The following is a 14,175-nucleotide window of genomic DNA, read 5'->3' on the forward strand; positions in this document are numbered from 1 at the left end:
GTTCATGACCGCTCGCCCAACCCTCATCGCCCCCTCCATCCTGTCTTCGGATTTCTCGCGCCTGGGCGACGAGGTCGAGACCGTTGCGAGGGCTGGCGCCGACTGGATTCATCTGGACGTGATGGACGGTCATTTCGTGCCCAACATCACCTTCGGCCCGCCGATCATCAAGGCGATCCGCGACCGCACCGACAAGGTGTTCGACTGCCATCTGATGATCGCGCCCGCCGATCCCTACCTCGCCGCCTTCGCCGATGCGGGCTGCGACATCATCACCGTCCACGCCGAGGCTGGCCCGCACCTGCACCGGTCGCTGCAGACGATCCGCAATCTTGGCAAGAAGGCCGGCGTCTCGCTCAATCCCTCGACCCCCGAGAACGTCCTCGAATACGTCCTCGACGAGCTCGACCTTGTGCTGCTGATGACCGTCAATCCGGGTTTCGGCGGCCAGGCGTTCATTCCCTCGGTCGTCGAGAAGGTGCGCCGCATCAAGGCGCTCATCGGCGACCGGCCGATCGACATCGAGATCGATGGCGGCGTATCGCCGGAAACGGCAGGCGCCGTCGTCGCCGCCGGCGCCAATGTGCTCGTCGCCGGCTCCGCCGTCTTCAAGGGCGACGGCGAGGAAGCCTACGCCCGGAACATCGCCGCGATTCGCCAGGCCGCCGGCTGATTCCACACATGAAAAAGCCGCGCGCCCTTTCGGACGCGCGGCTCTCTTTTGGCGTCGTCTTGAGAACGATCAGCTGCTGCCGCCGTTGAGAACGGTGACCGCGCGGCGGTTCTGCGTCCAGCAGGAAAGGTCGTCGCAGGTGGCGACCGGACGTTCCTTGCCGTAGGAGATGGTGCGGATGCGGTTCGCCGCGACACCGCGCGCGACCAGGAAGTCGCGGGCGGAAGCCGCGCGTCGCGCGCCCAGCGCCAGATTGTACTCACGCGTGCCGCGCTCGTCGGCATGGCCCTCGACCGTGATCGAATAGCTGCTGTACTGGTTGAGCCACTGGGCCTGACGGCTCAGGATGCCCTGCGCGTCGGCGCGGATCACGGAGGAATCCGTGTCGAAGAAGATCCGGTCGCCGATGCTGACCGTGAACTCCTGCTGCGAGCCGGGCGCACCGGCGCCGCCGGCGCCAAGGCCCAGATCAGCCGCGTTGTTGGGAACCTGCTTGTTCGCACAGCCGGCAACGGCAAGCGCCGCGACTAATGCGATGCAGGCCGGACTTTTGGCGATAGCTGCGATAGAGCGCATGCCGCCTCTCCTTCGAATTAGAGAATTTTTGTTCAACGATCAGTAACCACGTTGCCGTTAAGGACCCCTCAAAAAACGCGGTTAACAAATCCTTTTCGGTCGCCCATTCCCACCGTTATCGAGCGGAAACTAGCTCAAAATGCGGCGGAAACGCGGCGTATACGGTAAGGATCGGCTACGACTATTCGAGCAGCGGCGACCAGGCCGGGTCGGAACCGAAGTTCACCGTCGGGATCTTCTGCTCGTGACGGCCCGTCAGGTCGATCGAATAGAGCTGCGGCCCCGACGAACCCGCCGGCTGGCGGAAGAACATCAGGACCCGCCCGTTCGGCGCCCAGGTCGGTCCCTCCTGCAGGAAGCCGGAGGACAGGATGCGCTCGCCGGAACCGTCCGTCCGCATCACGCCGATCTGGAATTCGCCGCCCGTCTGCTTTGTGAAGGCGATCAGATCGCCGCGCGGCGACCAAACCGGCGTAGAATAGGTGCCGTCGCCGAAGGAGATGCGCTGCGGATTGCCGCCCGCTGCGCTCATCACGTAGATCTGCGCCCGCCCGCCCCGGTCGGAGGTGAACACCACCTGGTTGCCGTCCGGCGAATAGGAGGGGGAGGTGTCGATGGCGTTGGCCGTCGTCAGGCGCGTCGTGTTGCGGCTGCGCAGGTCCATGACGAAGATGTTGGAATTGCCGTCGTCACGCAGCAGGCTCATCACGATCTGTTGACCGCCGGGCGAGAAGCGCGGCGCGAATGTCATGCCGGGGAAGTTGCCCACCAGCTCGCGCTGGCCGGTCTCGAGCTGCAGCAGATAGACCTGAGGCTGGCCGCCCTCGTAGGACATGTATGTGATTTCCTGCCGCGTCGGCGAGAAGCGCGGCGTCAGCACGATGGATCGTCCGTCGGTCAGGAAGCGCTGGTTGGCGCCGTCCTGATCCATGATCGCAAGCTTCTTGACGCGGTTGTTGCGCGGCCCGGACTCGTCCACATAGACGATGCGCGTGTCGAAATAGCCGGTTTCGCCGGTCAGCCGCTGATAGATACTGTCGGCGATGATGTGAGCGATACGCCGCCACTTGTCCTTGCTGGAGAAGAACTGCTCGCCGACGAGCTGCTGGCCGGCATAGGTGTCCCACAGGCGGTACTCGGCCCGCAGCCGGCCGTCGCCGGTGTCTGTCACCTTGCCGGTGACCAGCGCCTGAGCGTTGATCACCGTCCAGTCCTGGAAGCGCGGCGCGGCGTCCGGGTTCGAAATCTTCTCGATGAAGGCGCCCTTCTCGATCGGCGCGAACAGGCCCGAGCGGCGCAGATCCGCCTCGATGACGCTGGCGATCTCGGCGCCGCGGCCATCGGCGGAGATGAACTCCGTCACGGCAATCGGCAGCGGCTCGACGTTGCCCTTGTTGATGTCGATCTCGACCAGCGCCCGCGCGGGCATCGTCGCTGCGGCCAGTCCTGCCGCCAGCGCTGCGATCAAGAAGATGGTCTTTGTCAGATTCTGCATTTGCTCCTGCCTCTCCCGTCCTGGTTAGGCCACGATGCCCATCGCCCCACGGATGGCGCTTCGCTAAAACATGTCGCTCGGATCGAAGTGGACGATAACGTCCGCCCACGCTTCGTATTTTTCGGCCGGCAGATTGTAGGGCGCGCATTGCAGAACCGCGCGACGCGCCGATTCTGCCGCTGCCCGCTCGACCACCGAACCGCTGCCGCCAGCGATGATGCGCGGCGCACCCTCGATGGCGCCGCTCGCATCCAGGCGCACCTGGATCGAAACCTTGAGATTCTCCGCATCCAGAGCGCCGGCCGGCACGTTCCAGCAGCGCTGGATCTGGCCGCGCAACGCATCCATTTCGCTTTGCGACAGCTTGTCGCCCGCCGATTTGCGCTCACCGCCGAGCGAGGCCTGCTGCTCGGAGCGCTTGGCGCCGCCGCCGGAGGCCTTGTCCTTGTTGAGCAGCGCCGCGACCTCGTCGAACAGCTTGTCGGAATCCTGCGACTTCGGCTGCGATGCGGTCTTCTGCGCCGGCTTCTCGCTGTCCTTGCGCTCGGGCGCCTTGGCGGTGCTTGCCTTGGGCGGCTGCGGCCGGGCCTGCGGCACCGGCGCATTGTCCGGCAGGGTCACGCTCTCGGCTTCCGGGCTCTCGGCGACGATGGTCTCTGCCACCGGGTCGGGCTTCACGTCCTGCTTCGGCTGCGGCTCGGGGCGCACCTCGGTCGCTGGTACCGGCGTCTTCTCGGCCTTGGCCTCCTGGGTTTCAGGGGCCGGTTTGGGTTCCGGCTTCGGCTGCGGCTTGGGGGAAGGGGGCGGTTCGGCGGCCTGCTCCACCTCGCGCGGCCGCGCCTCGGGCGTCGGCGGCGTCTTCAGGTCGACGTCGTTGTCGCCGACCTTCTGCGCGTCAGGAACCGGGTCGGGTCGCTTGGTGGGCTTGGGTGCCGGCTTCTCGGACAGTTCGGCCTTCTTGTCGCCTTCCTGGACCTGCGTGATCGATTCGATGGGGATGATGTCGACGGGCAGCGACTCGACATCCGACACCTCATAGGCGCGCGGCGCCGACAGCGAGACCAGGCCGAAGCCGAGCAGCGCTGCGTGCAGGGTAACCGATGTGACGAGACCCGCCTTCATCTGGTCAGTTTTCCTGTTCCTGCAGCGTGACGAGGCCGAGATTGCGATAGCCGGCGGCGGAAATCCGCGCCATCACCTGCATGACCGTCCCGTAGTCGGCCGAACGGTCGCCCCGCACATAGATGCGTTCCTCATAGCCCGAACGGGCGATGGCCTGCAGCTTCGCCACCACTTCGTTGAGCGGCACCTCGGTCTCCTGCAGGTAGACCTGCCCCTGATCGTTGACCGAGACCGTGATCGGCTGGGTTTCCGAATTCAGCGCATTGGCCTGCGTCTCCGGCAGGTCGATCGGCACGCCCACCGTCAGAAGCGGCGCCGCGACCATGAAGATGATGAGCAGCACCAGCATCACGTCGACGAACGGCGTGACGTTGATTTCCGAGATCACGCCGCCGCCGCGTCCACCGCGCCTGCCGCGCCGCCGTCCTTTGCTGACTGTCCCGACTGACATGCCCATAGCGCTCTCCTACGCCGCCTTGCCGGCGACCTTCTCGTCGATCTGCCGCGACAGGATGGTCGAGAATTCGTCGGCGAAGCCTTCCATGCGGCCGCCCAGCTTGGCAGCGTCGGACGACAGCTTGTTGTAGGCGATGACCGCGGGAATGGCGGCCAGGAGGCCCATGGCGGTGGCGAGGAGCGCCTCGGCGATGCCCGGGGCCACCACGGCCAGGTTGGTGGACTTGGAGCCGGCGATGGCCTGGAACGAGGTCATGATGCCGACCACGGTGCCGAACAGGCCGATGAAGGGGGCCGAGGAGCCGATGGAGGCGAGGAAGCCGAGCTTGCCCTCGAGCCGTTCCATCTCACGCGTCAATGCCAGGTCCATCGCCTTGTCGATGCGCGTCTGAAGGCCGATGGGGGAGCGTGCGCCCTTCTCGAAGCTCTTCTTCCATTCGCGCATCGCCGCGACGAAGATCGATCCCATCCCGGTCGTCTTGCGATCCGAAAGCGCGCGGTAGAGCTCTTCCAGCGACTGGCCCGACCAGAAGGTCTTCTCGAACCGGTTCAGCGCCGCCTGCATGCGCGCATAGCCGATCATCTTGTCCACGATGATGGCCCAGGTCCAGACGGATGCGGCCAAAAGACCGATCATCACCAGCTTCACAACCCAGCCGGCCTGCCAGAACAGAGCCCAGATCGACAACTCCCCACCCGGTGCGGCGAGCGTTACACTTTCCATGGATCAACATCCTCTTAAGATCAGGGCGGCGTACATACCGATTTCAGCCCGTTTCGGCCGCGCCCCCGCTTGCGTGCCGTTCGTTCATCCGAACCGTGGCGTCCCCGCAAGATGCTTCACCGCCCTTTATCCGGTAAAATTTGGTGAAAGGAAGGCGCACGGATTCGCGACGGATTTCATGAATTTCTTCATGATCCGTTATGGTTAAATAAGCGTTATGAATCGGACCTATTCGGCCTTCGGAGCGAACGCGGCGACCCATTCCCGGGGAAATCGCCGCGGTTTTCCCGACGCGCCGATGATCGCCGCCTCGACGCGGGCCTCGACCAGAACGTCCGCCCCGCGCAGCAATCTCTGCGCCATGAAGATGCGCGCGCCCGAAATCGCTTCCGTCCGGGTCTCGACGGTCAGGATGTCGTCGATCCGCGCCGGCTGGCGGAAATCGATCTCCATCCGCCGCACGACCCAGGCAAGCGTCTCGCCATGCTTGCCGTCGGCAAGCTCCGTGTGATGTACGCCGGCAAGCCGCAGGAAGTCCGACCGTCCACGCTCCAGGAACTCCAGATAGCGCGCGTGATAGACGACGCCGGTGAAATCCGTGTCGGCGAAATAGACCCGCGCCGCGAGCCGGTGGCCGAAGGGCGTGAGTTCGCCCGAAAGGCCGACGGACGGGTTCTCTGCCGCGCCGCCGCTCATTCGTCCTCGCCCTGCTGGAACAGGCTGATCTGCGCCTGCGCCAGGTCCTTCGGCGGCTGCAGCCCCATGTGTCGCCACGCCTTGGCGGCCAGCACCCGGCCGCGCGGCGTGCGCTGGATGAAGCCCTGCTGGATCATGTAGGGCTCGATGATGTCCTCGATCGCGTCGCGCGGCTCGGACAGCGCGGCAGCGATGGTTTCGATGCCGACCGGCCCGCCGCCGAAATTGTTGACGATCATGCTGAGATAGCGCCGGTCGAGCTGGTCGAGACCCAGCGCATCGACCTCCAGCCTCTGCAATGCCTCGTCGGCGATCCTGCGCGTCACCTCGCCGGCGCCGGCGACCGAAGCGAAATCGCGCACGCGGCGCAGCAGGCGGCCGGCGATGCGCGGCGTGCCGCGCGCGCGCCGGGCGATCTCCTCTGCCCCGTCCCCGGCAAGGGGCAGGCCAAGGATGCGCGCGCCGCGCGTGACGATCGATTGCAGTTCCTCGACGGTGTAGAAGTCCAGCCGGACCGGAATGCCGAACCGGTCGCGCAGTGGCGTGGTCAGGAGGCCGAGCCGCGTCGTCGCCGCGACCAGGGTGAACTTCGCCAGGTCAATCTTCACCGAGCGCGCCGCCGGACCCTCGCCGATGATCAGGTCGAGCTGAAAATCTTCCATCGCCGGATAGAGGATTTCCTCCACCGCCGGATTGAGCCGGTGAATCTCGTCGATGAACAGCACGTCGCGATCTTCGAGATTGGTGAGCAGCGCCGCGAGGTCGCCCGCCTTGGCGATCACCGGTCCTGAGGTCGAGCGGAAATTGACGCCCAGCTCGCGCGCCATGATCTGCGCCAGCGTGGTCTTGCCGAGGCCGGGCGGACCGACGAAGAGCACGTGATCGAGCGCCTCGCCGCGCCCGCGCGCGGCCTCGACGAACACTTTGAGATTGGCGCGCGCGGCCTTCTGGCCGACGAATTCGTCGAGCGACTGCGGCCGCATCGTGGCGTCCACATCTTCTCCACGCTTGTCCGCCGAGATGAGCCGTTCGGCATCCGTCATCCGCACATTTCCATTTCTTCAGGCCACGCTGGACCGATGCCTAGCGCGCCAGCTCCTTCAGGCCAAGTCTAATCAGCGTGCCCGCATCCGCGCCCTCCCCGGCCGCTTTCAGCGCGGCGGCGATGGCGTTGGCGGCGATGTCGCGCGAATAGCCAAGATTGGCGAGCGCCGAGACGGCATCGGCGACCGGCGCCGGCGCCGCCCCCTCGCCCAGCTCCTGCTTCAGGCCGATCGTGCCCGTCGCGTCGCCGGCAAAGGCCGGAGCCTTGCTCTTCAGTTCCGTGATGATCCGCTCGGCGACCTTCTTGCCGACGCCGGGCGCGCGCGCCACCATCGCGACGTCCTTGAGCGCGATCGCGTTGGCCAGTTCGCCGGGCGACAAGGTGGACAGGACCGACAGCGCCACCTTGGCGCCGACGCCCTGCACGTTGTTCTGCAGCATGCGGAACCACTCGCGCTCAAGCGCGCTGCGGAAGCCGTACAGGCGGATCATGTCCTCGCGCACATAGGTTTCGATGAACAGCGCCACCGCCGTCCCGGCTTCCAGCCCCGACAGCGTGCGCAGCGGGCAGTAGGCGACATAACCGACCCCGCCGACATCGATGATGCAGTGATCCTCGCCGATCTCGTCGACGAGCCCCTTCAGTTTGCCGATCATTTCAGTGTTTCCAATGCAAGGCGGGAGGTGACGGACTGGCGGTGATGCGCATGGCAGATCGCGATGGCGATGGCGTCCGCCGCATGCTCCGTATCGAACCGCGCCTTCGGCATCAGCACCCTGACCATCATGCTGATCTGTTTCTTGTCGCCGTGCCCGACGCCGATCACAGCCTTCTTCACGGCATTGGGCGCATACTCGGCGACCCTGAGCCCAGCGCGTGCCGGCACCAGCATGGCGATCCCCCGCGCCTGGCCAAGCTTCAGCGTGGCCGTCGCGTCCTTGTTGACGAAGGTCGCCTCGACCGCGGCCTCCTCAGGCTGGTGCTCATGCAGGACCGACGCCAGACCGTCGTGCAGCTGGCAGAGCCGCGACGCCAGGTCGGCCTTGCTGTCGGAGCGCACCGTGCCGGCGTCGATGAAGCGCAGGGAATTGCCCTGCGATTCGATGACGGCCCATCCTGTGTGCCGGAGGCCGGGGTCGATGCCCATGATGCGAATCGCGTTGCTCATGGCATCACCATAGCCGCGGGCAGGCCCATTGCCACGCGGCGAGTGCGTTCACTAGATCGCCGCGCGTTCGTTCGAACGCACATCAGCCGCTTGCAGCATTTCGAAAGGGCGGACCAGTGGGCGAGTTCGACATCAGCTTCCTGCTTCTGGCCATGACCGTCGTCGTCGCCGGCATCGTCCGCGGCCTTTCGGGTTTCGGCACCGGCATGATCGTCGCCCCCGTGGCTGCCGGTCTGTACGACCCGGTCACCGCCGTCGTCCTTCTGGTCATCATCGATTCTCTTCCGACCCTGCCCCTGACCATTCCGGTCATGCGCATCGCCCGCTGGCGGGAGATCCTGCCGATCCTCGCCGGCTTCACCCTGTTTGTTCCACTTGGGATCTATATCCTGAAGAATGGCAACGAGACCGCGCTGCGCTGGCTGATCTGCACCGCAATCCTCGCCTGCGCCGCGACGCTTTGGAGCGGCTGGCGCTACCGTGGACCGCGCGGCCTGCCGGTCTCGTTCGGCGTGGGCGGCATCGCCGGCGTCCTGTCGGGCATCGCTTCGATTCCCGGTCCGCCGGTGATCATCTACTGGCTGGCCTCCGGCATGCCGACCGCCATCGTCCGGGCCAACCTTCTGGTCCTCTTCCTGTTCAGCGAACTGCTGTCAGCGGCAAATCTCTGGGCGGCGGATCTGTTCGACCGGCCGCGCATCATGCTTGGGCTGCTGATGATCCCCGTCTACACGCTGGGCCTCTTCGCCGGCTGGCGTCTCTACGGCACGGCAAGCGACACGACCTACCGACGCATCGCCTTCACGCTGATCGTCGCAGCGGCGCTCCTGGCGCTGCCCGCCACGGAAATGCTCGCCCGCTGGGTGATCAGCGGTGGCCGAATGCTGTTTTCAGAAGGGTGATCTGGTCGAACACGGGGTTCGTGTTCAAGCCTTCCGCATCATCCGCATCCGGCGCCAGGGAACCATAGATCTCCTCGTCCATGCGACGCACGAGATCCTGCAACCGCAGCGAACGCACCACGAGGTCACGAAACGCCGCCGGCAGCTCGGCCCAGCCGAGCGCCTGGTCCTGCGGCGAGTGCGTATCGAGCCGCACCTTCGACTTTTCCGCGGCGACCTGTTCGCGCGTCATCTCGCCGGCATTGGCGGCCCGTTGCAGCAGAAGCCAGGAAGCCAGCTGCATCAGCCGCGTGGTGAGCCGCATGGATTCGGCCGCATAGAGCGTGGCGCCGGCCTGCGAAAGAAGCTTGGCTTCAGCGCGCCCTTCTCCGTCGAGATACTCGGCGGCCTCTTCGACCAGCCCCATGCCCTGATTGTAGAGAGGCTTGAAGGAATCAGAGAAGACACGATGCTCGGCCAACTTGATCGTGGTCGCGCGACCGCTCCCGAATTCAATCATTGTGCTTACGCCCCACCACCGCTGACTTGCCCGGTTCCGCGACCGGAACGGACTTCAAACATACTTGAGCCGGACTCTCAATGGCATCGGCTCATGGCAAAAATGCGCTTGTGCACAGCCGATGGCAAGTTTTTCCTTAACAAAAGGTTAATGCCTCCCGCCGACAAAAAAAGAGCCGCATGGGCGGCTCTCAGGAGTTTAAACAGGGAGGCGTCAAACAGAATGGCTCCAGCCACTCGGTAAGAATCCAGATCACTGGATGAACACAGTAAACGCACGTAAAGCTTAATGAGTGGTTAACCGGTACGGGAATTCTTGCATAAAATGCCGCCAAGCCGCCCCGGCCCCGTCACAGCGCCCTGGCCATTTCCCTGAGCCGGAATTTCTGGATCTTCCCCGTGGAAGTCTTTGGAATTTCGGAGAAAACGATACCCTTCGGACATTTGAACCGCGCCAGATGAGCCCGGCAATGGTCGAGCAGCTCCTCCTCGCTGGCCGTGCGGCCCGGCTTCAGTTCCACGAAGGCGACGGGGGTCTCGCCCCATTTCTCGTCGGCCTTTGCCACGACCCCGCAGGCCGCGACAGCGGGATGCTTGTAGAGCGCATCCTCCACCTCGATGGAGGAGATGTTCTCGCCGCCGGAAATGATGATGTCCTTCGACCGGTCCTTGAGCTGGATGTAGCCGTCGGGATGCATCACGCCGAGATCGCCGGAATGAAACCAGCCGCCGGCGAATGCTTCGTCGGAGGCGGCGCGGTTCTTCAGATAGCCCTTCATGACGATGTTTCCGCGGAACATCACCTCGCCGATCGTTTCGCCGTCGGCCGGGGTCGGCTCCATCGTCTCGGGGTCCATCACGGTCAGTCCCTCGAGCGCAGCGTAGCGCACGCCCTGACGCGCCTTGCGCGCCGCCTGCCCCGCGCCGTCGAGACCATCCCAGTCCTCCTTCCACTCATTCACCACCGCCGGACCGTAGGTTTCGGTCAGCCCGTAGAGATGGGTCACCTGGAAGCCCGCCTCGGCCATGCCGGAGAGCACGGATTCAGGCGGCGGCGCGGCGGCCGTGTTGAACACCACCGTCTGCGTGAAGGCGCGCTTTTCCGCATCCGGCGCGTTGAGGAGCGCGGACATGACCACCGGCGCGCCGCACAGATGCGTGACCCCGTGATCGGCAATGGCGTCGTACATGGCGCCCGCCCGCACCCAGCGCAGGCAGACATGGACGCCGCCGGTCAGCGCCAGCGTCCAGGGAAAGCACCAGCCGTTGCAGTGGAACATCGGCAGCGTCCACAGATAGACCGGGTGCCGCCCAAGGCCGGCGTGAACGGTGTTGGCATAGGCCATCAGCGCCGCGCCGCGATGGTGGTAGACGACGCCCTTCGGATTGCCGGTCGTGCCCGACGTGTAGTTGAGCGAGATCGCGTCCCATTCGTCGTCCGGCATCGACCAGGCGAACCCGCCGTCGCCGGACGCGACGAAATCCTCGTAGTCGATGCCGCCGATGCGCTCGCCCTTCGCATAGGGCGCGTCGGCGGGATAGTCGGGATCATCATAGTCGATCACCAGCGGCGTCACGCTGGCCAGCGCCAGCGCTTCCTTCATCACGCCGGAAAATTCGCGGTCAACGATGACCACCCTGCTTTCGGCGTGGTCGAGCTGGAAGGCGAGCACGGCCGCGTCGAGCCGCGTGTTGAGCGAATGCAGCACCGCCTTCGTCATCGGCACGCCGTGATGCGCCTCCAGCATCGGTGGCGTGTTTGACAGCATCACCGTGACCGTGTCGCCCCTGCCGATGCCGTGCCGCGCCAGCGCCGATGCGAGTTTCAGCGAGCGTTCCCAGAATTGCGCATAGGTGAAGCGCGCCGCGCCATGGATGATCGCCGTCCGCTCGGGGAAGACCTTCGCCGCCCGCTCCAAAAGGACGAGCGGCGTCAACGCCTGGTGGTTGGCGGGGTTCTTGTCGAGATCCCGCTCGTAGGAATTGCCGGCCACAAAAGTCCTCCCGCTGTCTTTTGTCCTATTAAACACAAGCTCCCGGAACCGTCACCATCCCGCGAGATCGGACACGCCGTCATGGATGAGTTTCAGGGAAACCAGGAACACCATGCCGTACATGAAGGGATAGAAAACGGCAGGCTTGATGCGCCGGACGATCCAAACTCCGGCCAGCGTGGCCAGCGGCGCGAACGGCATCAGCGCCAGCGAAGCCGTCAGGTTCGACCTGTCGAACTGCCCGAGCGCAAAATAGGGAACGAGCTTCACCGCGTTCACCACCGCGAAGAACACGACGCTCGTGCCCGTGTAGAGCTTCGGGTCCTGCTTCAGGGGCAGCGCATAGATCTGGTATGGCGGACCGCCCGCATGCGCCACGAAGCTGGTGAAGCCCGCCACCATTCCCCAGAATGTCCCGCGCGGCCGGTTGTGGCTGGCCGTGCGCTCGCGCCCGCCGAGCCGTTCGAGAAGCCAGCGCAGCGAGAAGACCAGCGTGACGAGGCCGACGATCAGCCGCACATGTCCCTCCGTCACGACCGCCGCGGTCGCCCAGCCGATGGCGATGCCGAGAAGCGCGCCGGGCAGCATGATCGAGAGCGTCCGGAGGTCGGACGAGCCGCGCCATGCCCAGAGGGAGACGATGTCCATGACGATCAGGATCGGCAGCAGGATCGCCGCCGCCTGCACCGGCGGGACCACCAGCGTCACCAGCGGCACGCCCAGCAGCGCCATCGCGCCGCCGAACCCGCCCTTCGACAGGCCGACGAGGATGACCGCCGGAATGGCGGCGAGATAGAAGGTCGGATCGGACAGAAGTGACATCGCAGAGCCTGGCTGGACCGCCCGTGTGCCGGACGGGGACACGCATAAGGCCATTGTCCCGGCATTGCGAGAGGTAAGGCTGTTTTCCGATTCTCCTTGTCGCGCGCGGTCGCCTTCGTCTATGCCCAATTCACACCAAAAAGACCGGTCAGAAACGGCTGGTCCGGACCCTGGAGCGTTTTGCGGTCGGGTGGAATCGCCTGACGCCCGCATAAACGCGGAAAACGATGAGATAGGCCCGTTCAGCGTTTCTGTGAAACATTGAACGGGTTCAGAGAGCGCGTCGCCGCAGGAGTATACCGAGAATGCCGAACCGCTGCCGCCTCGTGCTGATTGCCCCGCCGCCGGAACTGGCCGCCAATGACGACGGCCATGTCGAGGCGGCGCTGGGCGCGGGCGACATCGCCTCGCTGATCATTCCCGACTACGGGCAGGACGAGGTCAGCTTCCAGGCGCGCGCCGAACGGCTGACCCCCATCGCCCAGGCCCGCGGCGTGGCCGTGATGATCGCCGGCGCCCCGCGCATCGCCGCGCGCGTCAAGGCGGACGGCATCCACATGGACACCCCCAGGGATGAACTCGCCGAGGTCATCGAGAAGTACCAGCAGACGATGATGGTCGGGACCGGTGGCATCAAGACCCGCGACGAGGCCCTGGAACGCGGCGAGATGCAGCCCGACTACGTCTTCTTCGGCCGGTTCGGCTACGACAACAAGCCTGAACCGCATCCCCGCAACATGACGCTCGGCGCCTGGTGGTCCGAGATGGTGGAGCTTCCGTGCATCGTCCTCGGCGGCAACGCCGTCGCTTCCGTGGAGGAGGTGGCGCGCGCCGGCGTCGATTTCGTCGCGCTCTGCGCCGCGGTTTTCTCGGACTATGCGGACCCCGCTTCGGCCGTGGCCGAGGCGAACGCCATTCTCGACCGGGTGGCGCAATCCGAGGAAGCATGATGATGCGATCCGCCCGCCCCTTCCTGATCGCCCTTTGCCTCGCCGCCCTGACGCCGGTGGTTGTGGCGCACGCTTCTCCCGAAGCGGGGGAAAGCCCGAAAGCCGCCGAAGAACCCCGGGCGGACCGGCTGGAAGCGCCCGACAAGGCCATCCTGAAAAGCCCGACCATCGAGCAGGTCGATCCGGACCGTTTCGGCCTGTTGCCGGATGCCGCCTACGGCGCGTTTCAGCGCGGCTACTACATCACCGCGCACAATCTTGCCCTGCCGCGCGCCGAAAACGGCAATCCTGCCGCCCAGACGCTGATCGCCGAGATCTATGCCCGCGGCCTCGGCATGCCGCGCAATGCGAAGAAGGCCGCCGAATGGTATGCGAAGGCCGCCGAGCAGGGCGTTCCCGAGGCGCAGTTTCAATATGCGCTGATGCTCATCGACGGCGATTTCGTTTCCCCGGACATGGACCGGGCCTTCAAGCTGATGCAGACGGCGGCCGATGGCGGCAACCGGCTCGCCCAGTTCAATCTGGCGCAGATGATTGTCGACCGGCAGCCGGGTTTCGAAAGCGAGAGGCGCGCCGTGACCTATTATGAGCGCGCAGCCAAGGCAGGCCTCGCCGATGCGCAATACGCCATGTCCCAGGTCTACGCCAACGGCTTCGGCGGCAAGCAGGTGGACGAGAAGGAAGCTGAAGAATGGCTGAAGCGCGCCGCCACGCAGAATTTCGACACCGCCCAGCTTGACCTGGGCACGTGGCTGGTCGAGGGACGCGGCGGAACCCATGATCCGAAGGCCGGCTTCGGCTGGCTCAAGCGGGCGGCCGACGGCGGCAATGTGGCCGCGCAGAACCGGCTCGCCAAGCTGTATAGGGCCGGCGTCGGCACCGACGCCAACATGATCGAAGCGGCCGCATGGTACATCTCGGCGCGCCGCGCCGGCCTGATCGACCGTGAGATGGAAGGCTTCCTCGCCGGCCTGACGCCGGAGGAGATGAAGGAGGCGATCCAGCGGGCCAACCGCCTGCGCTGACGTTTCGGCCCGCGGGATTCGCGCTTCGG

At 65.5% G+C, this 14,175-nt stretch carries 16 protein-coding genes; 4 read left to right on the forward strand and 12 right to left on the reverse strand.

Going from position 1 to position 14,175, the window contains the following annotated elements:
- Positions 1 to 4 precede the first annotated feature (4 nt).
- Positions 5 to 673 carry a ribulose-phosphate 3-epimerase gene (gene rpe, locus NA2_RS10490; protein WP_008596740.1) on the forward strand — a complete coding sequence of 223 codons (669 nt, stop codon included), beginning with the start codon at positions 5 to 7 and terminating at the stop codon, positions 671 to 673.
- Between the two features lie 69 nt (positions 674 to 742).
- Here rpe and pal read toward each other — a convergent pair whose 3' ends face one another.
- The 9 genes from pal to ruvC all read right to left on the reverse strand — a co-directional run bounded on the left by pal (position 743) and on the right by ruvC (position 7,955).
- Positions 743 to 1,249 (reverse strand): peptidoglycan-associated lipoprotein Pal, encoded by a 507-nt coding sequence (pal, locus tag NA2_RS10495; RefSeq protein ID WP_008596742.1) that lies wholly within the window; start codon positions 1,247 to 1,249, stop codon positions 743 to 745.
- Positions 1,250 to 1,430: 181 nt separating this feature from the next.
- Entirely contained in the window at positions 1,431 to 2,744 is a 1,314-nt protein-coding gene (gene tolB / locus NA2_RS10500) for a Tol-Pal system beta propeller repeat protein TolB (protein WP_008596743.1), read from the reverse strand.
- Positions 2,745 to 2,807: 63 nt separating this feature from the next.
- Complete coding sequence (locus tag NA2_RS10505) at positions 2,808 to 3,866, reverse strand: hypothetical protein (RefSeq protein ID WP_008596745.1); 1,059 nt, start codon at positions 3,864 to 3,866, stop codon at positions 2,808 to 2,810.
- A 4-nt stretch (positions 3,867 to 3,870) separates the two neighbouring features.
- The gene (gene tolR, locus NA2_RS10510) at positions 3,871 to 4,323 is read right to left on the reverse strand and encodes a protein TolR (protein ID WP_008596746.1); all 453 of its coding nucleotides are present in this window, start codon (positions 4,321 to 4,323) and stop codon (positions 3,871 to 3,873) included.
- Between the two features lie 9 nt (positions 4,324 to 4,332).
- Positions 4,333 to 5,046 (reverse strand): protein TolQ, encoded by a 714-nt coding sequence (tolQ, locus tag NA2_RS10515; RefSeq protein WP_008596747.1) that lies wholly within the window; start codon positions 5,044 to 5,046, stop codon positions 4,333 to 4,335.
- Between the two features lie 228 nt (positions 5,047 to 5,274).
- A complete protein-coding gene (ybgC, locus tag NA2_RS10520) occupies positions 5,275 to 5,742 on the reverse strand; it encodes a tol-pal system-associated acyl-CoA thioesterase (protein ID WP_008596748.1) in 468 nt (155 codons plus the stop codon).
- Positions 5,739 to 6,785 (reverse strand): Holliday junction branch migration DNA helicase RuvB, encoded by a 1,047-nt coding sequence (gene ruvB, locus NA2_RS10525; protein ID WP_008596750.1) that lies wholly within the window; start codon positions 6,783 to 6,785, stop codon positions 5,739 to 5,741. The genes ybgC and ruvB overlap by 4 nt, the downstream gene beginning before the upstream one ends.
- Before the next feature lie 40 nt (positions 6,786 to 6,825).
- Complete coding sequence (ruvA, locus tag NA2_RS10530) at positions 6,826 to 7,443, reverse strand: Holliday junction branch migration protein RuvA (protein WP_008596751.1); 618 nt, start codon at positions 7,441 to 7,443, stop codon at positions 6,826 to 6,828.
- Entirely contained in the window at positions 7,440 to 7,955 is a 516-nt protein-coding gene (gene ruvC / locus NA2_RS10535) for a crossover junction endodeoxyribonuclease RuvC (protein WP_008596754.1), read from the reverse strand. The genes ruvA and ruvC overlap by 4 nt, the downstream gene beginning before the upstream one ends.
- Before the next feature lie 116 nt (positions 7,956 to 8,071).
- Here ruvC and NA2_RS10540 point away from each other — a divergent pair, with 116 nt between their 5' ends.
- Positions 8,072 to 8,857, forward strand: coding sequence for a sulfite exporter TauE/SafE family protein (locus NA2_RS10540; protein WP_008596755.1), 786 nt, complete (start codon positions 8,072 to 8,074; stop codon positions 8,855 to 8,857).
- On the opposite strand, the gene rcdA is transcribed toward NA2_RS10540, so the two are convergent.
- The 3 genes from rcdA to NA2_RS10555 form a co-directional block, all read right to left on the reverse strand.
- On the reverse strand, positions 8,823 to 9,356 hold the full coding sequence (gene rcdA, locus NA2_RS10545; RefSeq protein WP_008596756.1) for a protease adaptor protein RcdA: 534 nt from the start codon (positions 9,354 to 9,356) through the stop codon (positions 8,823 to 8,825). The two genes, NA2_RS10540 and rcdA, sit on opposite strands and share 35 nt — an antisense overlap.
- A gap of 349 nt (positions 9,357 to 9,705) precedes the next feature.
- On the reverse strand, positions 9,706 to 11,349 hold the full coding sequence (locus NA2_RS10550; RefSeq protein WP_008596758.1) for an acyl-CoA synthetase: 1,644 nt from the start codon (positions 11,347 to 11,349) through the stop codon (positions 9,706 to 9,708).
- Positions 11,350 to 11,400: 51 nt separating this feature from the next.
- On the reverse strand, positions 11,401 to 12,171 hold the full coding sequence (locus NA2_RS10555) for a sulfite exporter TauE/SafE family protein (protein ID WP_008596760.1): 771 nt from the start codon (positions 12,169 to 12,171) through the stop codon (positions 11,401 to 11,403).
- A gap of 305 nt (positions 12,172 to 12,476) precedes the next feature.
- Here NA2_RS10555 and NA2_RS10560 point away from each other — a divergent pair, with 305 nt between their 5' ends.
- Together NA2_RS10560 and NA2_RS10565 are read left to right on the forward strand one after the other, a co-directional pair.
- Positions 12,477 to 13,121, forward strand: coding sequence for a thiamine phosphate synthase (locus tag NA2_RS10560; RefSeq protein ID WP_008596761.1), 645 nt, complete (start codon positions 12,477 to 12,479; stop codon positions 13,119 to 13,121).
- On the forward strand, positions 13,118 to 14,146 hold the full coding sequence (locus NA2_RS10565; protein ID WP_008596763.1) for a tetratricopeptide repeat protein: 1,029 nt from the start codon (positions 13,118 to 13,120) through the stop codon (positions 14,144 to 14,146). Before NA2_RS10560 ends, NA2_RS10565 begins: the two co-directional genes overlap by 4 nt.
- Positions 14,147 to 14,175 lie beyond the last annotated feature (29 nt).

Source organism: Nitratireductor pacificus pht-3B, from assembly GCF_000300335.1.
Taxonomy (GTDB): Bacteria; Pseudomonadota; Alphaproteobacteria; order Rhizobiales; family Rhizobiaceae; genus Nitratireductor; species Nitratireductor pacificus.

Coding starts and splice junctions, on each gene's coding strand:
- pal (WP_008596742.1), bottom strand. CDS start 1,249: ATGCGCTCTATCGCAGCTATCGCCAAAAGTCCGGCCTGCATCGCATTA.
- rcdA (WP_008596756.1), bottom strand. CDS start 9,356: ATGATTGAATTCGGGAGCGGTCGCGCGACCACGATCAAGTTGGCCGAG.
- rpe (WP_008596740.1), top strand. CDS start 5: ATGACCGCTCGCCCAACCCTCATCGCCCCCTCCATCCTGTCTTCGGAT.
- NA2_RS10505 (WP_008596745.1), bottom strand. CDS start 3,866: ATGAAGGCGGGTCTCGTCACATCGGTTACCCTGCACGCAGCGCTGCTC.
- NA2_RS10555 (WP_008596760.1), bottom strand. CDS start 12,171: ATGTCACTTCTGTCCGATCCGACCTTCTATCTCGCCGCCATTCCGGCG.
- tolQ (WP_008596747.1), bottom strand. CDS start 5,046: ATGGAAAGTGTAACGCTCGCCGCACCGGGTGGGGAGTTGTCGATCTGG.
- NA2_RS10560 (WP_008596761.1), top strand. CDS start 12,477: ATGCCGAACCGCTGCCGCCTCGTGCTGATTGCCCCGCCGCCGGAACTG.
- ruvC (WP_008596754.1), bottom strand. CDS start 7,955: ATGAGCAACGCGATTCGCATCATGGGCATCGACCCCGGCCTCCGGCAC.
- tolB (WP_008596743.1), bottom strand. CDS start 2,744: ATGCAGAATCTGACAAAGACCATCTTCTTGATCGCAGCGCTGGCGGCA.
- ruvB (WP_008596750.1), bottom strand. CDS start 6,785: ATGACGGATGCCGAACGGCTCATCTCGGCGGACAAGCGTGGAGAAGAT.
- ybgC (WP_008596748.1), bottom strand. CDS start 5,742: ATGAGCGGCGGCGCGGCAGAGAACCCGTCCGTCGGCCTTTCGGGCGAA.
- NA2_RS10565 (WP_008596763.1), top strand. CDS start 13,118: ATGATGATGCGATCCGCCCGCCCCTTCCTGATCGCCCTTTGCCTCGCC.
- ruvA (WP_008596751.1), bottom strand. CDS start 7,443: ATGATCGGCAAACTGAAGGGGCTCGTCGACGAGATCGGCGAGGATCAC.
- tolR (WP_008596746.1), bottom strand. CDS start 4,323: ATGGGCATGTCAGTCGGGACAGTCAGCAAAGGACGGCGGCGCGGCAGG.